Annotated in this window: 19 protein-coding genes; 10 read left to right on the top strand and 9 right to left on the bottom strand. The window is 54.3% G+C overall.

Annotated features, from left to right (window positions below):
- The first annotated feature begins 191 nt into the window (after nt 1–191).
- Nucleotides 192–1,016 (top strand): CPBP family intramembrane glutamic endopeptidase, encoded by an 825-nt coding sequence (locus tag AC3Y5R_RS10240; protein WP_489921253.1) that lies wholly within the window; start codon nt 192–194, stop codon nt 1,014–1,016.
- 91 nt (nt 1,017–1,107) lie between these two features.
- Nucleotides 1,108–1,950, top strand: coding sequence for a 23S rRNA (adenine(2030)-N(6))-methyltransferase RlmJ (locus AC3Y5R_RS10235; protein WP_489921252.1), 843 nt, complete (start codon nt 1,108–1,110; stop codon nt 1,948–1,950).
- A gap of 49 nt (nt 1,951–1,999) precedes the next feature.
- On the opposite strand, the gene rnz is transcribed toward AC3Y5R_RS10235, so the two are convergent.
- Nucleotides 2,000–2,914: a ribonuclease Z gene (gene rnz / locus AC3Y5R_RS10230; RefSeq protein ID WP_158782723.1), complete on the bottom strand. Its 915-nt coding sequence runs from the start codon at nt 2,912–2,914 to the stop codon at nt 2,000–2,002.
- Between the two features lie 179 nt (nt 2,915–3,093).
- Between rnz and gorA the strand changes: the two genes are divergently transcribed.
- Both gorA and katG read left to right on the top strand, forming a co-directional pair.
- Entirely contained in the window at nt 3,094–4,446 is a 1,353-nt protein-coding gene (gene gorA / locus AC3Y5R_RS10225) for a glutathione-disulfide reductase (RefSeq protein ID WP_489921251.1), read from the top strand.
- A gap of 285 nt (nt 4,447–4,731) precedes the next feature.
- Entirely contained in the window at nt 4,732–6,912 is a 2,181-nt protein-coding gene (gene katG, locus AC3Y5R_RS10220) for a catalase/peroxidase HPI (RefSeq protein ID WP_489921250.1), read from the top strand.
- Nucleotides 6,913–6,968: 56 nt separating this feature from the next.
- Here the strand turns inward: katG and AC3Y5R_RS10215 are convergent, their stop codons facing one another.
- The 5 genes from AC3Y5R_RS10215 to AC3Y5R_RS10195 all read right to left on the bottom strand — a co-directional run bounded on the left by AC3Y5R_RS10215 (nt 6,969) and on the right by AC3Y5R_RS10195 (nt 11,966).
- Nucleotides 6,969–7,835, bottom strand: coding sequence for a hypothetical protein (locus AC3Y5R_RS10215; protein WP_489921249.1), 867 nt, complete (start codon nt 7,833–7,835; stop codon nt 6,969–6,971).
- A gap of 1 nt (nt 7,836) precedes the next feature.
- The gene (locus AC3Y5R_RS10210; RefSeq protein WP_489921248.1) at nt 7,837–9,315 is read right to left on the bottom strand and encodes a GIY-YIG nuclease family protein; all 1,479 of its coding nucleotides are present in this window, start codon (nt 9,313–9,315) and stop codon (nt 7,837–7,839) included.
- A 106-nt stretch (nt 9,316–9,421) separates the two neighbouring features.
- Entirely contained in the window at nt 9,422–10,738 is a 1,317-nt protein-coding gene (locus AC3Y5R_RS10205; protein ID WP_489921247.1) for a type II toxin-antitoxin system HipA family toxin, read from the bottom strand.
- A complete protein-coding gene (locus AC3Y5R_RS10200) occupies nt 10,738–10,986 on the bottom strand; it encodes a helix-turn-helix domain-containing protein (protein ID WP_489921246.1) in 249 nt (82 codons plus the stop codon). The genes AC3Y5R_RS10205 and AC3Y5R_RS10200 overlap by 1 nt, the downstream gene beginning before the upstream one ends.
- Nucleotides 10,987–11,234: 248 nt before the next feature.
- The gene (locus AC3Y5R_RS10195; protein ID WP_489921245.1) at nt 11,235–11,966 is read right to left on the bottom strand and encodes an SDR family NAD(P)-dependent oxidoreductase; all 732 of its coding nucleotides are present in this window, start codon (nt 11,964–11,966) and stop codon (nt 11,235–11,237) included.
- Between the two features lie 59 nt (nt 11,967–12,025).
- Between AC3Y5R_RS10195 and AC3Y5R_RS10190 the strand changes: the two genes are divergently transcribed.
- Complete coding sequence (locus AC3Y5R_RS10190; protein WP_489921244.1) at nt 12,026–12,397, top strand: winged helix-turn-helix transcriptional regulator; 372 nt, start codon at nt 12,026–12,028, stop codon at nt 12,395–12,397.
- On the opposite strand, the gene AC3Y5R_RS10185 is transcribed toward AC3Y5R_RS10190, so the two are convergent.
- Complete coding sequence (locus tag AC3Y5R_RS10185) at nt 12,394–13,566, bottom strand: ROK family transcriptional regulator (protein WP_489921243.1); 1,173 nt, start codon at nt 13,564–13,566, stop codon at nt 12,394–12,396. The genes AC3Y5R_RS10190 and AC3Y5R_RS10185 overlap by 4 nt on opposite strands.
- 178 nt (nt 13,567–13,744) lie before the next feature.
- Between AC3Y5R_RS10185 and AC3Y5R_RS10180 the strand changes: the two genes are divergently transcribed.
- From AC3Y5R_RS10180 to AC3Y5R_RS10160, 5 genes are read left to right on the top strand one after another with little or no spacing between them, the layout of a single operon-like run.
- Nucleotides 13,745–14,611 carry an MBL fold metallo-hydrolase gene (locus tag AC3Y5R_RS10180; RefSeq protein ID WP_158782733.1) on the top strand — a complete coding sequence of 289 codons (867 nt, stop codon included), beginning with the start codon at nt 13,745–13,747 and terminating at the stop codon, nt 14,609–14,611.
- Nucleotides 14,612–14,662: 51 nt separating this feature from the next.
- Nucleotides 14,663–15,976 (top strand): MFS transporter, encoded by a 1,314-nt coding sequence (locus AC3Y5R_RS10175; RefSeq protein WP_489921242.1) that lies wholly within the window; start codon nt 14,663–14,665, stop codon nt 15,974–15,976.
- A gap of 11 nt (nt 15,977–15,987) precedes the next feature.
- Nucleotides 15,988–17,640, top strand: coding sequence for a GMC family oxidoreductase (locus AC3Y5R_RS10170; protein WP_489921241.1), 1,653 nt, complete (start codon nt 15,988–15,990; stop codon nt 17,638–17,640).
- On the top strand, nt 17,637–18,707 hold the full coding sequence (locus AC3Y5R_RS10165) for a M24 family metallopeptidase (protein WP_489921240.1): 1,071 nt from the start codon (nt 17,637–17,639) through the stop codon (nt 18,705–18,707). The genes AC3Y5R_RS10170 and AC3Y5R_RS10165 overlap by 4 nt, the downstream gene beginning before the upstream one ends.
- Before the next feature lie 15 nt (nt 18,708–18,722).
- Nucleotides 18,723–19,502, top strand: a complete 780-nt coding sequence (locus AC3Y5R_RS10160) for an SDR family oxidoreductase (RefSeq protein WP_489921239.1) — start codon at nt 18,723–18,725, stop codon at nt 19,500–19,502.
- Nucleotides 19,503–19,555: 53 nt separating this feature from the next.
- Here the strand turns inward: AC3Y5R_RS10160 and birA are convergent, their stop codons facing one another.
- Both birA and murB read right to left on the bottom strand, forming a co-directional pair.
- A complete protein-coding gene (gene birA / locus AC3Y5R_RS10155; protein WP_489921238.1) occupies nt 19,556–20,521 on the bottom strand; it encodes a bifunctional biotin--[acetyl-CoA-carboxylase] ligase/biotin operon repressor BirA in 966 nt (321 codons plus the stop codon).
- On the bottom strand, nt 20,518–21,549 hold the full coding sequence (gene murB, locus AC3Y5R_RS10150; RefSeq protein WP_489921237.1) for a UDP-N-acetylmuramate dehydrogenase: 1,032 nt from the start codon (nt 21,547–21,549) through the stop codon (nt 20,518–20,520). The genes birA and murB overlap by 4 nt, the downstream gene beginning before the upstream one ends.
- Between the last annotated feature and the right edge of the window lie 201 nt (nt 21,550–21,750).

The raw sequence follows: 21,750 nt of genomic DNA, 5'->3' as shown, positions 1-21,750 counted from the left end.
TGTTCATGATATGTTTGAAGCGCGGTTTAACACGCGATTAAGCTAACATGAGGCTAAGTGTAGTGAAAATCAAGGCGGGGCAGAGACAGCCGCCTGCCGCACTAATCTATTTGCCTGTAAAGCGGGCTGGTAGCATACTTTTGCCGCCAGCTTGCTGGTACTTTTGGTCATAAAACAGGGAGCGTCCTACCATGTGGTATCTTTTAGCCGCATCGTTATTCTTATTACCTTTTCATCTGCGGGCCTCACTGGGCCTGCTGGCGATTTCGGTGGTGTTCGCAGTTGTTAACCACACTCTGCAACCGCTGGGGATTATTGCTCTGGCACTGATGGCGGTGGTCGCCATTTACTGTGGCAGGCAGAAAGATCAGTCCGCGTTTGCCCTGCCGGGAGAAATCCTTCTGGTGGCCAGTGCGGCCGCGCTGATGCTGCATCTGATCCCGGGCTTTAACAATCAGCTGATTGTTTCCGGCGTGCAGGCCGGGCCGGAGAGCGCGCCTTTCTCTTTCTGGTACAACTTCGATAAGTCGCTGATCCCGTTCGTGCTACTGGGCTGCATGCCTACGTTGCTGAAGCGCCCTGCCGAACCGCCAGCCAATAAGCTGTGGTGGCTGGTGTTGCTGCTGGCGATGCCGATCCTGCTGCTGGTTGCCACGCTGGCTGGCGGACTGCGCGTTGAGCTGCATCAGCCCGAGTGGCTGGGTTCGTTTATGCTGGCTAACCTGTTCTTTGTTTCACTGGCGGAAGAGGCGCTGTTTCGCGGCTATATCCAGCAGCGGCTGAGCCAGCTGGCGGGAAATACCTGGGGACTGGTAATTGCGGCGGCGGTATTCGGTCTGGCGCATTCTGCTGGCGGGCCGCTGCTGGTGTTCTTCGCAGCCCTGACCGGTGTGATCTACGGCCTGGCGTGGCTGTGGAGCGGGCGGATCTGGGTCTCCACGCTGGTACATTTCGGCTTTAATATGCTTCATTTGCTGTTTTTCACCTATCCGGTCTGGCAGCACCAGCCAGGATAACAGAGCAATTTCCCCTGCGGACGGTTATACTGTCCGCAACCTGTGCCGCTCAGGCGGTACAATCGCTTTAACACCGGAAAGATCCCACGACATGCTGAGTTATCGCCACAGTTTTCATGCCGGCAACCACGCCGACGTTCTCAAACACACCGTTCAGAGCCTGATCATCGATGCGCTTAACGAGAAAGAGAAGCCTTTCCTGTACCTCGACACCCATGCCGGTGCCGGGCGCTATCAGCTGAGCGGCGAGCACGCCGAACGCACGGGTGAGTATCTGGAAGGGATTGCCCGCATCTGGCAGCAGGACGATTTGCCAGAAGAGTTGGCCAGCTATATTTCCTGCATTAAGGCGCTGAACCCGAACGGCAAGCTGCGCTACTACCCGGGTTCACCGCTGATCGCCCGTCACCTGCTGCGCGCTGATGACAAACTCAGCCTGACCGAGCTGCATCCGAGCGACTATCCGCTGCTGCGTAATGAGTTCCAGAAAGATGAACGTGCCCGCACTGAACGCGCCGATGGTTACCAGCAGCTGAAGTCCAAACTGCCGCCTCCTTCCCGTCGTGGCCTGATCCTTATCGACCCACCATATGAAATCAAAACCGACTATCAGGCGGTGGTGAAAGGGATTCAGGAAGGTTACAAGCGCTTTGGTACCGGCGTTTATGCGCTGTGGTATCCGGTGGTGCTGCGTCAGCAAATCAAGCGTATGTTCTCCGAGCTGGAAGCGACCGGCATCCGCCGTATTCTGCAGATTGAACTGGCGGTGCGCCCGGACAGCGATCAGCGAGGGATGACCGCTTCCGGCATGGTGGTGATCAACCCTCCGTGGAAACTGGAGCAGCAGATGAACAACGTGCTGCCGTGGCTGCACAAACATCTGGTACCCGCCGGAACCGGCCACACCAAAGTCAGCTGGATTGTGCCTGAGTAAGAACTGAAAGCGTGGGACGAAGAAATTCGTCCCACGCTGCCCTCACTGGTCAGAAACGAAATACCGAAAAGTCATGCGCCATCTCGGTTTCCGGGAAGATTGCCCGGCACTCCGCCACTAAACGTTCCGTATCTTCCCGAAGATAACGCGAGCTGAGATGCGTCACTATCAGCTTTTTCGCCCCCGCCTGTTTCGCCACCGTGGCTGCCTGCACGGTTGAAGAGTGTCCCCGGCCATTGGCCTTTTCTTCCAGAGCCACTTCCAGCGTGGCCTCATGCACCATCACATCCGCACCGGCAGCCAGCTCAAGCGCGGCAGGCGTCGGGCTGGTATCGCCAAATATAGCCAGCGTCAGCCCTGGCACCGACGGGCCGAGGTAGTGACGGCCATCGACAACCTGACCATCTTCCATCGTCACCGTTTTCCCCAGCTTGAGCTGCTGGAACAGATGGCCCGGCTTGATCCCGTCGGCCAGCAGGCTTTCAGCATCCAGCGTTCCCGGCTTATCCTGTTCTTCTATCCGGTAGCCATAACATTCAACAGGGTGCGTCAGCGGGTAAGCCGTCACGCGAAAATGCTCATCGTCAAAGACTTCTCCGGCAGTGATTTCGACAATCTCCAGCGGGAAAGTCAGCCACGAACCACTCAGGCTGAGCGCAGTTTCCACAAAGGTCTTAATCCCCTTTGGCCCATACAGCGTGATGGGATCTTTGATGCCGTTCATCGAGCGGCTGGTCAGCAAACCTGGCAGGCCAAATACGTGATCGCCATGCAGGTGGGTGATAAAAATTTTCTCCAGCCTGGCGATCTTTACCGGGCTACGCAGCATCTGATGCTGGGTGCCCTCACCGCAGTCAAACAGCCAGCAACAACTGCGCGCTCCCTGCAAATTCAATGCGATACTGGTGACATTACGCAGGCGGCTGGGCGTTCCCCCGCCGGTTCCTAAAAATAGCAGTTCCATCCGGCCTCTCTCTGCCAGTTGATAAGCGAAAACAGCGATCGCAGTCGCAGTAAATCCTAATTATTACCGATTTCGGCGTGCCTGCCCTATCACAATCATAGACGCAAACTTTGCGGCATTCGGTCGAGTGGCGTTACACTCTATGCCAATTAACTTCACTGACTTATGGAACCCTCTCGATGACCAGACATTATGACTACCTCGCCATCGGTGGCGGCAGCGGCGGCATTGCCTCAATTAACCGCGCGGCCATGTACGGACAAAAATGCGCGCTGATCGAAGCAAAAGATCTGGGCGGCACCTGCGTGAACGTCGGATGTGTGCCGAAAAAAGTGATGTGGCATGCAGCGCAGATCGCCGAAGCGATCCACCAGTACGGTCCTGACTATGGCTTCAACACGATGGTGAACAGCTTCGATTGGGCTACGCTGGTTAAAAACCGCAGCGCTTATATCGATCGCATCCATACCTCTTACGATAACGTCCTGGGTAAAAACAAAGTTGACGTGATCAAAGGCTACGCCCGCTTTGTGGACGCCCACACTGTGGAAGTGAACGGTGAGAAAATTACCGCTGACCATATCCTGATTGCTACCGGTGGCCGTCCAACCCATCCGTCCGTGCCTGGCGCGGAATACGGTATCGATTCTGACGGCTTCTTTGAGCTGGATGCCCTGCCAAAACGCACTGCCGTTGTCGGTGCGGGTTACATTGCCGTTGAAATTGCTGGCGTGGTCAACGCACTGGGCTCTGAAACGCATCTGTTCGTGCGTAAACATGCGCCGCTGCGTACTTTCGATCCGCTGATCGTGGAAACGCTGGTTGAAGTGATGAATGCCGAAGGACCGACGCTGCACACTGAATCCATCCCGAAAGCGGTGATCAAAAATGCGGACGGCAGCCTGACTCTGCAGCTGGAAAACAGCAAAGAGCAGACCGTGGATTGTCTGGTGTGGGCAATTGGGCGCGAACCAATGACCGACAACCTGAACCTGGACGTTACCGGCGTGAAGCTGAACGAAAAGGGCTATATCAGCGTCGATAAATACCAGAACACCAATGTTTCCGGCATCTATGCGGTCGGTGATAACACCGGGGCTGTTGAGCTGACTCCGGTGGCTGTTGCAGCGGGTCGCCGTCTGTCTGAGCGCCTGTTTAACAATAAGCCGGAAGAGCATCTGGATTACAGCAACGTGCCGACCGTGGTGTTCAGCCACCCGCCAATCGGCACCGTGGGCCTGAGCGAGCCGGAAGCGCGTGAGAAGTACGGCGATGACGAAGTGAAAGTATATAAATCCGCCTTCACCGCCATGTATACCGCCGTCACTCAGCACCGGCAGCCATGCCGCATGAAGCTGGTCTGCGTTGGTAAAGAAGAGAAGATCGTCGGTATTCACGGCATCGGCTACGGCATGGACGAAATGCTGCAGGGCTTCGCCGTGGCGCTGAAAATGGGCGCAACCAAGAAAGACTTCGATAACACCGTTGCTATCCATCCAACCGGTTCGGAAGAATTTGTGACCATGCGCTAATCAGCGCCTGTTCACGGGCATTTTTCCCACCCGTCGTAAAGAAGCTCCGCCCGGAGCTTCTTTTTTTATCAAAAAATCTCTCCTGTACTATATCCCTATCAAAGCAAGGCCTTTCACCTTGCCCTAATCTTTACTCCGTGAGCCATAGTGCGCCCGTCAGGAAATATTTTCGTGCCTTAATGAAAGGTAATGACTATTAAATCCGTAGGTCTTTACAGATAGGACTTATCATGAAAGGCGACTATCGTAATAAAAAATCAGCACCTCAGAAAACGGAGTCAAGCAATGAGCACACCAACCGATTCACACGATACCTTAGTTGCCGGAAATTGCCCCTTCCATCAGGGCAAGCAGGATCAGCATGCCGGTGGGGGCACGACCAGCCGTGACTGGTGGCCAAATCAGCTGCGCGTTGACCTTTTAAACCAGCATTCGAACCGTTCTAACCCTCTCTCTCCTGATTTTAACTACCGTAAAGAATTCAGCAAGTTAGATTATTACGCTCTGAAAGGCGACCTTAAAACGGTTCTCACCGACTCTAAACCGTGGTGGCCTGCCGACTGGGGCAGCTATATCGGTTTGTTCATTCGTATGGCATGGCACAGTGCTGGCACCTATCGCGCTGCCGATGGCCGTGGCGGATCGGGACGCGGTCAGCAGCGCTTTGCGCCATTAAACTCCTGGCCTGATAACGTCAGCCTGGATAAAGCTCGCCGCCTGCTGTGGCCGGTGAAACAGAAGTATGGTCAGAAAATTTCCTGGGCCGACCTGATTATCCTGGCGGGTAATGTTGCTCTGGAGAACGCCGGATTCCGCACCTTTGGCTTCGGTGCCGGACGTGAGGACGTCTGGGAACCGGATATGGACGTGGACTGGGGCAATGAGAAAAAGTGGCTTGAGCACCGTCATCCTGAGTCGCTGGCACATTCACCGCTGGGCGCTACCGAAATGGGCCTGATCTATGTCAACCCGGAAGGGCCAGACCACAGCGGCGATCCTGCCTCAGCGGCCCCGGCGATCCGCGCCACCTTCGGCAATATGGGGATGGACGATGAAGAGATTGTGGCTCTGATTGCCGGTGGCCACACTCTGGGGAAAACCCACGGCGCGGCTCCTGCCAGCCATGTCGGCGTCGATCCGGAAACCGCGCCAATTGAAGCACAGGGCCTTGGCTGGGCAAGCACCCATGGCAGCGGCGCAGGGGCAGATGCCATCACCTCCGGTCTGGAAGTGGCCTGGACGCAGACGCCGACCCAGTGGAGTAACTACTTCTTCGAGAACCTGTTCAAATATGAATGGACCCAGACCCGAAGCCCGGCTGGCGCCATTCAGTTTGAAGCCTCGGACGCGCCGGAGATCATTCCGGACCCGTTCGATACCACCAGGAAGCGTAAGCCCACCATGCTGGTGACCGACCTGACGCTGCGTTTCGATCCGGAATTCGAGAAGATTTCACGCCGCTTCCTTAACGATCCGCAGGCCTTTAACGAAGCCTTCGCCCGTGCCTGGTACAAGCTGACGCACAGGGACATGGGACCGTTAGCCCGCTATATCGGCCCGGAAGTGCCTAAAGAAGCGCTGCTGTGGCAGGATCCGCTGCCGCAGGCTATCCATCAGCCTGGGGCCTCAGAGATTGAAAACCTGAAGGCGGAAATCGCACAGTCTGGCCTGTCGGTCAGCGAACTGGTTTCAGTGGCCTGGGCTTCTGCCTCTACTTTCCGCGGTGGCGATAAGCGTGGTGGTGCGAATGGTGCCCGTCTGGCGCTTGCTCCACAGCGTGACTGGCCGGTGAACGCCAGTCTGTCTCATGCCCTGTCCGTGCTGGAGAGCATCCAGCAGGCTTCCGGCAAAGCCTCGCTGGCTGACGTTATTGTGCTGGCTGGCGTGGTCGGTGTTGAGAAGGCTGCTCAGGCTGCAGGCGTGAATATCCGCGTGCCTTTCACGACCGGACGAGTGGATGCCCGTCAGGATCAGACCGATGTTGAAGCCTTTGAGCTGCTTAACCCGGCGGCAGATGGTTTCCGCAACTATCGCCGCGTGCGCAATGGTGCTTCTACGGAAGAACTGCTGATCGACAAGGCGCAGCAGCTTACGCTGACGGTGCCAGAGCTGACGGCACTGGTAGGTGGCCTGCGAGTGCTCGACACGAACTTCGACGGCAGCCAGCACGGTGTCTTCACCCAGCGCACTGATGCACTCAGCAATGACTTCTTCGTTAACCTGCTGGACATGGGCACCGAGTGGAAAGCTACTGACGGCACTGCCGAGCTGTTTGAAGGGCGTGACCGCCTGAGCGGTGAGGTGAAGTTCACCGCAACCCGTGCTGACCTGGTATTCGGTTCCAATGCGATATTGCGTTCCGTGGCGGAGGTTTACGCCAGCAGCGATGCGAAAGAGAAATTTGTCACTGACTTTGTGGCAGCATGGAGCAAGGTGATGGATCTGGATCGTTTCGATCTGCAGTAAGCCCAACTCACTAAAGCCAGCGTCAGCTGGCTTTAGTGGGCTATAAGCGCACGGAATTATTTCCCGAACTGTATCCACAGCAGTGCCACCACGGCCACACTGGTCAGAAAAAGCAGAGCATCGCGAAAATCGATGCGGTTTTTCCGCATCGTCCGGGACAGGAATGCATTTTTATCTTCCTGTAACTGCAGAGAGAGATTCATCTTTTCCTCGTTCTCTTCCAGTGCATTACGCAGAGCTTCCTGCTGCTGCTGGCCACTCTTTGCCGCCTGTTCAAGATGGCTGACCTGCAGACGTAAAGCGGCAACCTCTTCCTCTACCAGCCTGTTTTTTTCCCCGAGCCGTTCAGTGAACTCTTCAAGGTCGGCCTGTTGTTCTGCAAGCCGGGAACGATCTCTTTTCTCAGCAGAAATCCGGTCGCCAAGACGTTCCAGATTTTCAGCCTGTTCTTCCAGTTGCAGAGCTTGCTGTTCCACCCGCTCAGCTTGTTCAAGCTTTTCCTCTACCTGCTCCTTAAGGTGACCAAGGATCAGGGAAAGGTTACCCCGAATGTTCAAATCGAGGACGGTGTCATTCGAACTCAGCTCTTCGATTTTATCCACCAGCGCGCCGTGGAAACCTTTCAGCGCCTGATTTTTCTGCGACTGAATCTGCAGTAAGCACTGCACGACTTCCTGAGTGATCCGCAGACTGCCGCCTAAACCGGCAATCATCTGGGCCAGATCCTTATCATTCTGAGTGGTCAGTGCTCCTGTCCAGCGGCTGATAAATCCCCGTTCATTAAACGCCTGGGCTTCGTCTTTGATCCTTTTACTTTGCTCTAACTCCGTTTTTAGCTGGGTGAGTAACGAGGTGATATTTTCCCGAAATTGGGCAACAGATTGGCGATCGTCTCTTGTGAGTGCTGGCACAGAAGAAGTCACACTAGTTTCCTTTTAAAACGGCGATTTCATCAGCCAGTGAAAAGCGGGTCAGTTTTATGACATTATTGTTCAACTCCTGCGTCATGCTTTCCATTTCGACAATAAGCCCGGACGACGTTCTGACGTAATCGTTCAGCTCCGTAACCAGTTTCTCATTGGCTTCAAAATTATTGACCAACTCCGTATAAGCCTCCCGCCCGGCAGCGGCAAAGCGAGGTTCGCTGTTAACGATAAGGGAAACTATGCCCGGAACAATGGCGGAGAGATAATAGCTGGTGACGCCAAACCCGACAGCGCAAACCGTGGCGGAGATATAAGGTGCGAATGGCGCAAGAGGTGCAAATAATCCTGTCAGCCCGGACTCGATAAAAGGCTCCAAAGCATCCCAGAAGATAAGCGCTCCGCTGGTGATAATGACTTCGGAGATTTTATCCGTCATCTCCTGGCGGGACAGGCTTTCCGATCCTCTTATCAGGGCAACGGCCGACAGCCCTAATTCATAGATATTTTTCGCCAGCTGATAAATTTTACCGATGGTCTGACTTAATGCATTCAGTACAAACTCAAATATCCCCTTCAGCAATGACAGCGGGGCTTCAATCAATTGTCTGATAATCTGCCAGACTTTGTTGAAAAAGCGCTTAAGCCTGATTTTAAGCTGTGCCTTACAGGTGATAAACAGATCCACCATTTCATCTTTTAATGCTTTGATCATCGTGGTGGTCAGCCGCTCAAAAACGTCCCAGCCAACATTGTACGCAGCTTCTTTAGCCGCGCCGGCTGCCAGTGTCCCGGCACTCTTCAGGGCGTCTTTCATTTTTTGGGCTTCAATATTCGATCTTTTGCCCTGTTCATATTTGAGTTCCTCCCGGCTGTTGACCGGTGGAAGCTCAGTTTTCAAAATATGAGCTTCCACTGCTGCAGCGGTTTCCACCGAGTCCAGGCTGATAAATTTTACCGTGCAACCTTCCTCAAACTCAGTGGCCAGCTTATAAGGCTCTCCTTTCCGCTCACCTTGTTTATGCTCATTGAGGTGCCCCGCCAGCCAGCGGGTTTTTATTTTCCCGGCATCCCCAATGTATTGGGCCTGACCGTCTTTATTGAAAACGACATAAACACCCGGCGAGTCAGGAACGTCACTTAACCCCACTGCCACACCATTTTTGACCGTAAATTCACCGTCGAATTTCATGGTGGCAAGAGAGGAAAGGCCATGGCTGAAGGTTTTCACAATCAACTCTTTCCAGCCCGCTCCCCGGTTGGCAACATCCAGCACGCTTTGTGCCGATGTGGCCGCCAGAGTATCTTTAACTTTGATATCGCCCTTTGGATTTTTAGCTCCGGGCTGAGAGTTATTTTTATTTCGGTATCCGGCAACCAGTTTTCGCGTAACGTTATCGACGGTTTTATCAATAATAGTATTCGCCAGTGGATCCAGGCTCCGCAGCTGCGGGTACTCTTCCTGCATGATGTGGCTCATGGTCGTTGATTCTCCCTGAACTGGAAATTCTCAGGGTTATCGGCAATTTCTGGCAAATACTTAGCTTATAACTATCTCTTAAAACAGACGGAAACAGACAACCTGATTATTCTGTGCGGCCTAATCGGGAGTAGTACTGCCCGATGCCCCCCAGAATGGCATCACTGATCTTCTGTGGAAAACCCTCAGGCAATGCAGCACGAACCTGCTCCAGTACGGCAGGTGTTTTTTCGTAGAATTCTGTCATTATCGACTGCATTTCCTTCTCATCAAAGCCGCAGTTTTTTGCCGTTGCCAGAAAATGCCGTGGGAAAATCCGTAACCAGTCATCCTTTTTCCCCTTTTCAGTAGAAGACAGAGCCATGGCTAATTTAATATCCTGCTTTGCCAGCCCCTGGCCACCCACCATCGGATAGCAGGAAAGAATGTCATACAGTGGGGTCAGGCGGTACCCGCCGCCCGGCAAAATAAACAGAGAAAAATTTTTGGCGTGACCATCGCTGGCGGCCAGCAACCAGAAAAAGACCTGGGTTCGCATAAAGTGTTCACGATCCTGCTTTGCAGTGTCGGATCCCAACAAAATATTCATGATGCTGACGATACCCGGCCCGCCATCGCCTTCATATTTTTTGCTCGGAGCAAGACCCAGGGTCTGGCAAAAATCTTCCTGTGGCAGCCTGACAATCCACGATCCATCGCTGGCCAGACGTCTGTCGAATCGTTCAACTGCCAGCGCTTTCACCTCTCCGGTAAAGATCATTTCACTGCGGGCCACTTCCAGACCATACGCCTGCGCCAGCTGCATACACAGCCATTCATTCTCCACGCTGTCGGTCAGATCCAGCTTATAATCATGACCTTGCAACGAACCTATTGGCAGTTTAAAGATGTGGGTTGTGGGGGTCACCCCAAGAGGGATCGCCCAGCTCTCTTCGTGATACAGCAGTGCGGTTTTTTCCTGCGCTCCGGCGATGGAAATCCGAAATTCGCCTTCTGGCTGTTGCCCCATAGTGGGAGCTACCTGATAACTTTTTAACGTTGCGCTCAGCTCTGCGGCATTCAGCGGCTGCCCGTTGATCACCCTGATCTCCGGCAGGATCTCCCCTTCCGGCAACAGCAACAGCGCCCCTACGCAATCCCGGCCAATTTCATAGAGTAAATCAAAAGGTTGTAAGGACTCCGCATGATACTTAGCCGCGATCCTTTCACGAATGCTGCGGTTGTCAGGCAGGAGATTATCGAAAAAATTAAAAACTTCAGCGCCTTCATATTTTTCTCTGCGCAGCGGTAGCGAGAGAGAGAGCGGTCGCGCTCCTTCAAGGGCCAGCCAGTCAGGATGATACACGAAGGTATTCCCGCCGTTATTCTGCTGAATCAGAGAACCGGTCAGATAACCATTCATATAGACGGAGAGGCTTTTCATTACCACTCCTCTTTCCATTCTTCTGCTCTGTTGCGCTCATTTTTATGTTCAATATGCAGCTCAAGGTTCATCGCCGAAAGAATCTTAAACAGCGTTTCAATTTTGGTGGTGTCTGGATTCAGCTCGAATTTTGAGAGAGTATCCTGGCGGATCCCGACATGGCTTGCCACGCTGCTCTGACTAATCTTCTGCGATTTTCTCAGGTCTTTCAGATAGATCGAAAGTTGTCTCGGGGATGTAATTTTCATTAATACGCTCCGGCATCTGGTCATGGAGTAGCCAGCCTGCTGTTAATTTACCGGCTATAGCAGGTAAAATCAATTTTAACGGCTGTAGCGGGTAAAAACAGGTTTACCTGCCCGAGCGTGTAAAATTGGTTATACCTGTCAAAGCAGGTAAAAAGGATGCGGGAAAAGGGGGTGAGAGGCAAAACGAGGCCCAATCCAGAGAACTGAGCATCGTTTTTTATAGAGGAATAAAGGCAGGGCTAAAACGGTCAGACCTGAGTCATGCCGCCATCAATGCACAACTCGGCTCCGGCGATATAGCTGCTCTCATCGGAGGCCAGGAACAGCGCTGCAGAAGCGATCTCTTCCGGTTTACCCAGACGCCCCAGCGGGATCAGGTCGGTCATCGCTTTCCTGAATTCGTCCGAGGCGCCGTCAAACATCGGCGTGTCGACCGGGCCAGGACTCAGTGTGTTAACCCGGATGCCTTTGCCGGCCAGCTCTCTGGTCCAGGTGCGCGACAGGGAGCGGGTAGCAGCCTTGGAGGCTGCATAAACGCCGTAGCCTTCCACGCCAACCGATCCGGCAATCGAGCCGATCAGCACAATGGCTCCCCCTTTCTCCATCAGCGGCAATGCGCCCTGTACGGTAAACAGCGTTCCCCTGGCATTCAGGTCGAAGATTTTATCGAAATGCTCAGGGGTGACGCTGTCCAGCGCGGAATGCTCGGAATAGCCGGCACTGGTGACCAGAATATCGATCTTGCCCTTCTGCGCTTTAACCGTTTCAAACAGCTTCAGAAGATCGGCTGAATCGGTGACATCTCCCTGAACAACCTCAATGCTTTCACCCAGTTGCGTGGCGACTTTGTCGAGTTCGGCCTGGCGTCGCCCGGTGATAAAAACAAAGGCTCCTTCTTGTATAAAACGCTCTGCAATGGCGAAGCCAATCCCACTGTTACCGCCGGTGATCACCGCGGTCTTACCTTTCAGTTTCTGCATCAGGAACCCTTTTTTCTCTGGCTGAAGTTGAATCATCAAGATATACACAGGGAAACCCGATGACCCACTCCGTCGAGGCCATACTGGCCAACATTAACGCCACGCGACCAATGCTGGAGCAGATCGCCAACAAGTGGTCGGTGCTTATCCTCACCGTGATTTGCGAGAAACCATCGCGATTTAATGCGATCAAAAAAAGGCTCGATCCGATCACTCATAAGGCACTGACTGAAGCTTTGCGACGGCTGGAAAGGAATGGCCTGGTGACACGGCACGTTATCGCCTCTTCTCCGGTAGCAGTGGAATACGCCATCACGCCGCTGGGACATTCGTTACGGCAGCCTTTTGAAGCTTTGATTCACTGGGCACAGCAGGAGAGCGGCAAGATGGAACAGGCTCAGGCGGCCTATGATCAGCGGCCAGATATTTAGCCCGCTGGCAGGTGGTCTTCCACATATAAATAGCCAATGCCCAGGATCTGGCTGGCGCGCGACAGTTGACCAAAGTGAATATTGGTGGCTTTGCTCTTCAGGCTGTCCTGCTGATCGAAAGGATTAAAAGCAATCTGGTGGATCACGGTGTCACGCCAGGTTTCACCAAAGCCACAACTGCGGCCATAAAACCAGATTTGGTTAATATTGATAATATTTAGCAGGTTATAGAGACTTATCCCCACAGCGGTAGCCGCCTGATTAACCCACTCCTGTACCCAGCGATCTCCCGAACGCCATGCCTGTAGCAACTGCGTGGTGATGGGGGCTGGCTTGTCTGGCGCACGCAGGTGCGCCTGCTGCTTCAGCGCTGACAGCGAGGCTACCGTTTCCAGACACCCCTGCCGGCCACAGCTACAGCGCGCGCCGTGAGGATTGATAACGGTGTGCCCTATCTGGCCACTACCGTACAGGCTGCCACGAAAAATTAAGCCATTGGTAACGAAAGAAGAGCCGATGCCGTAGTCCACATTGATTACACAAAAATCAGCCTGATGACTGCTGCTCAGCCATTTTTCGGCGAGCGCCAGCATGACGCAGTCATTATCCACACGAACCTGAACCCCCAGCTTCTCCTCCAGCAAAAACTTCAGTTCGACCGGTTTTTTCCATGCGGCCTGCGGCATATGTTGCGAAACACCGGTAACAGGATCGACCTGACCATGTACCGCCAGGGCCAGCTTAATAGTGCGTGATGGCCAGCATTTGCGGTACTGCTGCCAGACCGCTTCAATCTCGGTCAGCAACGCTTCCGGCGAGGCGACGTTAATCGCCCGGTGTTGATAGTCATCCTGCGCCACCAGTTGGGCATCGGCGAGAATACTTTCAATCCGGGTCGGGGTGATGTTCATACACAGAGTCCAGTCACCGGCTTCAGGTAACTGATAACTACCGCTATGTCGCCCTCTGTTACTGAGCCGCAGGCCAGAGTGCCAGATGCGTCCTTCATCCATCAACTCCTGTAGAATTTTGCCCGCAGCCGGAATAGAAAGTCCGCTGAGCTGCGCCATTCTGGACTGACTCAGGCGCTTATGACGCCATAACAGACGCATAAATAGCTGTTTGTTCCAGTAACGTATCTGCTGATTGTTAAGGCCGCTGGTAAACATCCGTCCCTCTCCCCTGCAGGAAATAAAGCAGCATGAACGCCCGGTTTCACGCTGACAAGGCGCAATCGTAGTTTACTAAACTCTGTTAACTATGTTCTGTGAGCCGCACTCGATCCCTTATTTCCTGTTTCTTTTAGAGTTCAGCCTGTATCAGTAAACGGGACGAGGACACCGAACCATGCATTTTACGCTTCGCGAACCACAGCGCCTGGCCGCAGAACTGTCAGCTACCTGCGTGCCTGAAAATATGCTGGCGATCTGGAGCCTAGGTCAGGCCGGTTACGTGTTGAAAAATGCCCACGGCGATCTGCTGGCTATCGATCCCTATCTGAGTGACGCCATTGAGCGGGAAAATCCGGGAACGGAATTTGTCCGTAATTATCCCCCGGTGCTGGCCCCAACGGACCTGAAAGGTTGTGATGCTGTCCTGATCAGCCATTTCCATGATGACCATATGGACATGGCTACGCTGGCCCCGCTGGCAGAGGCCGTACCGCGTCTGCCGATATGGCTACCCTCGCCCGATGCCATCCCTCTGGCGCAGAGCCATCCCTTTGCGCAGAATGTGCGTCCGGCCATCACCAATGAAACCTTCCAGGTCGGTGCATTTCACATTCAACCTATTGCCGCAGCCCACAGCGAGTATGAAAAAAATGCCGAGGGTCATGATCGCTACCTCGGCTATTTTATCACCACCGATAATATCCGCTTCTGGCACAGTGGAGATACGCTGGTCACTCAGCAACTGCTGGCGCAAATGCAGTCGCTCTCGCCGGATATCGTGGTATTGCCGATCAACGGTGGCGACTACGCGCGTGGTCAGCGCGGCATCCTGCCCAACATGAGCTTTCGGGATGCGGCCGATCTCCACCATACCCTGCGCAGCGATCTGCTGCTGCCTTGCCATTACGATCTTTTCAGCTGTAACAGCGACAATCCTAGCTATTTCGTGGATTACATCATGGCGCGTTATCCGGGGAAGAAATTCCATCTGATGATGCCAGGAGAACGACTGCTGTACCTCAAGGATGCCCAACACCAGTAAAAGCGCCGGTGGCGCGAACACTAACATAACAACATATGGGATAAACCTGCGATGACCACCTCATCTCACCCTACACTTTTACAACGGCTTGGCATTCCGGGGAATCTTGCCTGGGGCTATATCGCCGTACTGATCTTCATGATAGGCGACGGCGTTGAATCCAATTATCTGGCTCCCTACCTGAGCCAGAATGGCTTTACGCTTGATATTGCCGCTACCGTGATCGCCTTCTACGGCATTACGGTGACGCTCGGCTCCTGGCTGGCTGGTTCACTTTCGACGTTATATGGCCCGCGTCGCGTGATGCTGCTGGGGGCAGCTATCTGGATCGTGTTCGAAATCCTGTTTCTCAGTTTCGCTTTACCCAATAAAAGCGTGGTGTTAACCGCACTAACTTACGGCCTGCGGGGGGTCGCCTACCCGATGTTTGCCTATGCCTTCCTGGTGTGGATACAGGCCGCCGCCCCGGCAGAGATGCGAGGGTCAGCAACCGGCTGGTTCTGGCTTGCGTTTACCGGAGGCTTACCCACGCTGGGCTCGCTGGTCGCTATTTTTTCCATCAAGGTGATGGGCGAATATGCCACCTTCTGGCTGTCACTGGTACTGGTGGCGCTGGGAGCAACCATTATGTTCGTTGCGGTGAAAGATCGTACCGGCAATGTCCCTCTGCTGGATGAATCACATCGCCAGCAGAGCACATTACGCACCCTGATGGGCGGTATCGATATCCTGTGGCGGCGTCCGCGTATCGCTGCCGCCGCAGTGGTGCGCATCATTAACACCACGCCTTATTTCGGCTTTTTCATTTTCCTGCCGGGATTTTTTACCGGCATCGGCTTCTCTCAGACCGAATACCTGACGCTGATCACCATCATGGGGCTGGTTGGCATGAGCTTTAACCCGGTGATTGGCAAGCTCAGCGACCGGATCGGCTGGCGACGCGTGCTGACCTTTTTTGGCGGTATTGGTTCGGCGGTTTCCATGCTGCTGATGTACTTCGTTCCGCAGTGGAGTCACGGTAACTTCGCGCTTAGCGTCATCTTTGCCTGCTTGTACGGCATTACATTATGCGGCTATGTTCCTGCTGCGGCGCTGTTCTCCTCGCTGTGCGATACGAAAGACAAAGGCAATGCGATGGCGATTTATTGTTTCTCGGCAGGACTCTCCACCTTCTTTGGCCCTGCGCTGTACGGCATTCTCAATGCGCTGTTTGGAACTGCCGGGGTGATCTGGGTCTACGCTTCGCTGTATCTCGTCAGCGCGCTCTTTTCCTGGTTCTTCCTGCTCAGCCCGCTCGATCCGGGGGAACAAAATAATCCGGCAGCAGCACGAGCCCGGATTCTGGACCCAATGGCTTCGGAATAATGGACTACTCAATGAAAACTTACGATTACATTATTGTTGGCGGCGGAAGCTCAGGCTGTATTGTCGCCTCAAGGCTGGTGCGGGAACAGGGCGCACGTGTGCTGTTACTGGAAGCAGGCAGTGGACGCTACGATCCGGTACTCAAAATGCCAGCGGGTTATATGAAATTCCTCGCCAGCGATGCTTACCTGACCCTGCATCAGACCGAGCCACAGCCGCAACTGAACGGTCGGGGGGTGATTGTGCCGCAGGCCAGAGTGCTGGGGGGAGGTTCAACGGTAAATGCCATGGTCTATATGCGCGGTCATGAACAGGATTACGCTGACTGGAACACTGCCGTTCAGCGCAGCGATATCGACTGGTCGTTTGCCGCGCTGCTGCCTCATTTCAAGGCGACAGAAGATAACGATCACCTGGGTGCCCCTTTCCACGGCGTCGGTGGCCCGATGAAAGTCTCACATCTGGGGCACTTCAGCCCGCTCAGCCGCGCTTATGTGAAAACGATGCAGGCACTGGGGATTGCTTATACGCCGGATTTCAACACCGGCAACCCCTATGGGGTCGGCTTTATGCAACACACTATTGACTGGCAAACCCGCAAACGATGCAGCGTCGTTGATGCATTTATCACGCCGCTAAAAGATGACAGCAGGCTGACTGTCGCAACCGAAGCCAGTGTCAGTGAGGTGCTCTTCGAAGACGATCGGGCCGTGGGGGTGGCATATGTACAGAAAGGCGAGACGAAGCAGGCCCGTGCCGGGCAGGAAGTAATTCTGGCCGCCGGAGCCTATCAGACCCCGAAAATCCTGATGCTTTCTGGTATCGGTCCACAGGAGGAGCTGGCCGCCTGGGATATCCCACTGCGTCACTCTCTGCCCGGCGTGGGGGGAAACTTACAGGATCACTATGAAGTTCCTGTAGTCGCCAGCACTAACGGAGCATTTGGCTACTATGGTCAGGATAAAGGCTGGCCAATGATCAAAGCCGGTTTACAATATTTGTTGTTTAAAAGTGGGCCGGTCACGACTACCGGCGTTGAAACCTGCGCGTTCTTTAACCCGCATGATCTCAGCGCAACGCCCACTATCCAGATGTTCTGTGTGCCTACCATATACCTTGACCGCGATGTGATGGGCACCGACCCCGGCAATGGTGTGACCGTCAACTCACTACTTCTGCGCCCGAAAGCAACGGGGCGCGTCACCTTACGCGATCGTAATCCGCTTTCACTACCGCGGATTGATACGCAGATTTTTGGTCATCCCGATGACCTGTCAACCACCATTTCAGGCCTGCGTTTTGCCCGCAAAGTCATTGCCTCCCAGCCAATCCAGGCAATGGTCGACAGGGAGATCTTCCCCGGAGAAGACATTTCTTCAGACCAGCAGATCGCTGACCATTGCAAACGTATGGTTAAAACCGGCTACCACCCGGTAGGAACCTGCCGCATGGGCCATGACCACGATCCCCTGGCGGTACTTCATGCTGATTTACGCGTTCGCGGCGTGCAGGGTTTACGGGTGGTGGATGCCTCAATGATGCCGAACATTATCAGTGGCAATACCAATGCTGCGGTGATGGCCGTAGCGCATCGTGCAGCCGATCTGATCATGGGCAAAGAGTCATACCATCAGAACATATCATCGCAGGGGATCGTGGCATGAACGAGAAAATTCGCCACCTCCAACAGCGTCTGCGAGAAGAGCAGCTTGACGCCCTGCTGCTGACCCGCCGGGACAATGTCGCGTGGCTGACAGAAGGGGCCAGCTTCTATGTGGTTGACCGCGCCGAAACCGGTGTGGCCAGCCTGCTAATTACCGCAGAAGGGGTTACGCTGATTGCCCCGGAAAATGAGATGTCACGCATTTTAGCCGAGGAACCACTGCCATTTCCGCTGAAAACGATCGCCTATCCGTGGTTTACCACGCTGAATACCGTTCTCGCCAGCCTGCCATTTTCACGCACAGGCAGTGATATACCGCTGGGTAACAGCCGGGAGCTGACAAACATCCGCACAGACTTAAACGCTGCCGAATGCCAGCGCTTTATCAGGCTGGGCAGGGAAGTCGCTACGCTGGTTGAAAAGGTGGCCCGCGGCGTACGGCCGGGAATGAGTGAACAACAGGTCGACGCGCAAATTTATGCCGAATGCCTGCCGCTGGCTATCCGCCCGGTTTGTACCCTGGTCGCCGCCGATGACCGTATTGCAGCCTTTAAGCACCCTGTCCCCGGCCCGGCTCAGATACAGCAACAAATGATGATCACCCTGGGTGCCGAGCGCCATGGGTTAAACATCAGCATTACCCGCATGATCCATCTGGGAGAACCTGCCGCAGACAGCCGCCAGCGCTTGCATACGGTGGCTGAAATTCATGCGGATATGCTGGCTGCATCACGGCCAGAACGTCACTGGCAAACCATCTTTGCCGATATCCAGGCAAGCTACTCGCGTTATGGTTTTCCTGATGAATGGCGTGCGCATCATCAGGGTGGCCCGGCAGGCTATGGGTGCCGGGATTTTATTGTCACCCCCGATACACCGGGCAAACTGACCATCAACAGAGCGCTGGCATGGAATCCGACGTTGCCTGGCGTAAAAAGTGAAGAAACAGTGCTGCTCACGGCAGAGGGGCTGCACTCCCTCACCCATACCGGTAACTGGCCGACAATATCTCTGCAGCGTGGCGACTCCGTGATGAGGTTTGCCGACTGGCTGATAACCAGGCCTTAACCAACAGGAAAATGTATGTCAGAACGATTGAAAGGAAAAACGGCCATCATCACCGGTGCCGCCAGCGGTATCGGCAGTGCTATTGCACAATTGTTTGCCAGGGAGGGGGCCAGACTGGCGTTGATTGATATTAATGCTGATGAGTGCGATTCACTGGCACTCTCACTGGCAGAGGAAACCCGTCAGCACTGTCTCGCTTTACGAGCCGACGTGACTGACGCCGCTCGTCTGCGCGAGTGTGTCAGTGAAACGGAAAACCACCTTGGCCAGCCCGACATTCTGATTAACTGCGCAGGAATTAATGTGTTCCGCGACCCACTGAGCCTCAGTGAAGAAGACTGGCAGCGCTGCCTGTCAGTAAATCTCCAGGGGCCGCTCAATGGTATCCGGGCTGTGCTGCCAGGGATGCTGGCACGTCGGTATGGCAATATTGTTAATATTGCCTCGGTGCATGGCCACAAGATTATTCCCGGAAGTTTCCCTTATCCGGTGGCCAAGCATGGCCTGATTGGTTTAACCCGTTCATTAGGCGTGGAGTACGCCAGCCAGGGAATACGCATCAACAGCGTTTCGCCGGGGCTGATACTGACTCCTGCGGCTGAAGCATGGCTTAACAGCAGACCGGAACCGGACGCTGAACGCCAGCGCCAGCAGGATCTGCTGCCCTGTAAGCGTATTGGTGAACCGATAGAAGTGGCTTATACAGCCCTGTTCCTGGCGTCGGATGAAGCGCGGTTTATAAATGCGGCGGACATTGTGATGGATGGCGGCCGTAGCCAGATTTATCATGATTAGGCGGCGTCCCTGGTGAATATGCCGCAACCGGCTTCAAAGCCGCCGGGGTGCTGTTATTTATCCTGCGGCCTCAGCGAAATTTCGCCACCCACCCAGGATTTAACGATGCCGTCCTGTTCCAGCAATAAGCCGCCCTGCTGGTCGATGCCTCGGGCAATGCCGGGGATTTCCCGGTCGCCAATCAGCAGTTTTACCGGGCGGTTGATAAAGTTATCCAGCTCACCCCAGCGATCGATAAATGGTGCCAGGCCTTCACGCTCGAACAGCTCCAGAGACTCGCGCATTTTATTGACCAGGCTGGCTGCCAGAGTGTTACGATCGATTTTAACGCCCGCTTCCTGCAGGTTGATCCAGCCCTGATTAACGATAGCGGTATCCGGCGAGTTCATTGCCAGGTTGATGCCCGTACCCATGACAATTTGCGCAGCATCGCCAGTTTTACCGGTCAATTCCACCAGGATACCGGCGAGTTTGCGATCGTTAAGGTAGAGATCGTTCGGCCATTTTACCCGCACATCACTCGCACCCAGCGCCTGCAGGACTTCAGCAGTCACGATACCAATCACCAAACTTAGGCCCATAGCGGCTACCGGGCCCTGCTCAAGGCGCCAGTACATGGAGAGATAAAGGTTAGAGCCGAATGGTGAGAACCACTGTCTGCCACGCCGCCCTCTTCCTGCCTGCTGATATTCCGCCACGCAGGCATCGCCGGACTGTAACTCATCCATTCTTTCCAGCAGATACTGGTTGGTGGAATCGATCACCGGGATCACCGCCAGGCGACCATGATCGAGCTGGGAGACGATAGTTTCTTCATTCAGCAACTGAATCGGTGCGGGGAGGCTGTAACCCTTGCCGGTGACGGTGAACACATCAATGCCCCAGTCTTTCAGGGTCTGGATATGTTTGTTGATAGCCGCGCGGCTCATGCCCAGCTGTTCGCCAAGCTGTTCGCCGGAATGAAATTCGCCATCGGCGAGAAGGCCGATCAGCGTTAAGGGGACGGTATTTGCTTTCATGCAATCACTCCGACGGCATCCTTTTCGCCGCGGGCGCCGATAAACCGCACCTCAGGCTCGAGCCAGACGTTAAATTTGCTGCCCACGCGCTGGCGCACTTCATGCGCTAACGCCACGATATCGCTGCCAGTGGCCTGATTCTGATTGATCAGCACCAGCGCCTGCTGGCGATGTACGGCTGCCCCGCCCACGCTGAACCCTTTCAGATCGCAGCGATCGATTAACCAGCCAGCCGCCAGTTTGACTTTACCGTCAGCCTGAGGATAGAGTGGAGCATCAGGATAATTTTCCCGCAGAGACTGCGCCAGTTCGGCGTTAACTACCGGATTTTTGAAGAAGCTCCCGGCATTTCCGGTGACTTTGGGATCGGGCAATTTACTGCTGCGCATCTGGCAGACGGAGTCGAAAATTTGCTGCGGCGAGACGGTGGCGGGATCTAATTTGATCAGATCGCCATAGGTCATTACCGGCAGCCACTGCTTTTTCAGCAGCAGCCCAACAGCCACAATGGCATAGCCTGCCTGATACTGATGTTTGAAGATGCTGTCGCGATAGCCAAACTGGCACTGCTCTGCAGATAAACGCTGCGTTTCACCACTGGCAAGATCCAGTACATCGACATATTCACAGACGTTTTTCAGCTCAACGCCGTAAGCGCCGATGTTCTGAATCGGGGCTGAACCGACGCAGCCAGGGATCATCGCCAGATTCTCCAGGCCAGAGAAGCCGTTTTTTAGCGTGTACTGCACCAGCCTGTGCCAGTTTTCACCGGCTCCAACATGCAGATGCCAGGCGCTTTCACTCTCTTCCACCCTGATACCTTTCAGGTGGTTAACAATTACCGTGCCCTGAAAATCCTCCAGAAACAGGATATTGCTTCCTTCGCCAAGCAAAAGAACAGGCTGCTGCTGGCTGTTCTGCCAGGCGGCGGTCAGTTCAGCGACGGTTTCCACCACCACAATTTGCTCTGCGCTGGCATCAAGATTGAAAGTATTGAAAGGTTTTAAAGAGTGGAGCTGGCTGGACATGATACGGCCTTAACGAATTCAACTGCCGGTAGTTTACCCGATTGGATGGGGGTGAGGGCTTCTTTTTTTACTTTGTCAGAGAGTAACCACCTGGATACAGACAAAACAAAAAGGCCACCCGCAGGGGTGGCCTTTCTGTTTTATTTGATGCCTGGCAGTTCCCTACTCTCGCATGGGGAGACCCCACACTACCATCGGCGC

The sequence above is a fragment of the Erwinia sp. 009765445 genome, from assembly GCF_058137865.1.
Note: the sequence above shows the minus strand (reverse complement) of the source record. Positions and strands in the feature narration are given on the sequence as shown.

Coding starts and splice junctions, on each gene's coding strand:
- AC3Y5R_RS10240 (WP_489921253.1), top strand. CDS start 192: ATGTGGTATCTTTTAGCCGCATCGTTATTCTTATTACCTTTTCATCTG.
- AC3Y5R_RS10185 (WP_489921243.1), bottom strand. CDS start 13,566: ATGTTTACCAGCGGCCTTAACAATCAGCAGATACGTTACTGGAACAAA.
- AC3Y5R_RS10235 (WP_489921252.1), top strand. CDS start 1,108: ATGCTGAGTTATCGCCACAGTTTTCATGCCGGCAACCACGCCGACGTT.
- AC3Y5R_RS10170 (WP_489921241.1), top strand. CDS start 15,988: ATGAAAACTTACGATTACATTATTGTTGGCGGCGGAAGCTCAGGCTGT.
- AC3Y5R_RS10180 (WP_158782733.1), top strand. CDS start 13,745: ATGCATTTTACGCTTCGCGAACCACAGCGCCTGGCCGCAGAACTGTCA.
- rnz (WP_158782723.1), bottom strand. CDS start 2,914: ATGGAACTGCTATTTTTAGGAACCGGCGGGGGAACGCCCAGCCGCCTG.
- AC3Y5R_RS10205 (WP_489921247.1), bottom strand. CDS start 10,738: ATGAAAAGCCTCTCCGTCTATATGAATGGTTATCTGACCGGTTCTCTG.
- birA (WP_489921238.1), bottom strand. CDS start 20,521: ATGAAAGCAAATACCGTCCCCTTAACGCTGATCGGCCTTCTCGCCGAT.
- AC3Y5R_RS10165 (WP_489921240.1), top strand. CDS start 17,637: ATGAACGAGAAAATTCGCCACCTCCAACAGCGTCTGCGAGAAGAGCAG.
- gorA (WP_489921251.1), top strand. CDS start 3,094: ATGACCAGACATTATGACTACCTCGCCATCGGTGGCGGCAGCGGCGGC.
- AC3Y5R_RS10160 (WP_489921239.1), top strand. CDS start 18,723: ATGTCAGAACGATTGAAAGGAAAAACGGCCATCATCACCGGTGCCGCC.
- AC3Y5R_RS10210 (WP_489921248.1), bottom strand. CDS start 9,315: ATGAGCCACATCATGCAGGAAGAGTACCCGCAGCTGCGGAGCCTGGAT.
- AC3Y5R_RS10175 (WP_489921242.1), top strand. CDS start 14,663: ATGACCACCTCATCTCACCCTACACTTTTACAACGGCTTGGCATTCCG.
- katG (WP_489921250.1), top strand. CDS start 4,732: ATGAGCACACCAACCGATTCACACGATACCTTAGTTGCCGGAAATTGC.
- AC3Y5R_RS10190 (WP_489921244.1), top strand. CDS start 12,026: ATGACCCACTCCGTCGAGGCCATACTGGCCAACATTAACGCCACGCGA.
- AC3Y5R_RS10200 (WP_489921246.1), bottom strand. CDS start 10,986: ATGAAAATTACATCCCCGAGACAACTTTCGATCTATCTGAAAGACCTG.
- AC3Y5R_RS10195 (WP_489921245.1), bottom strand. CDS start 11,966: ATGCAGAAACTGAAAGGTAAGACCGCGGTGATCACCGGCGGTAACAGT.
- murB (WP_489921237.1), bottom strand. CDS start 21,549: ATGTCCAGCCAGCTCCACTCTTTAAAACCTTTCAATACTTTCAATCTT.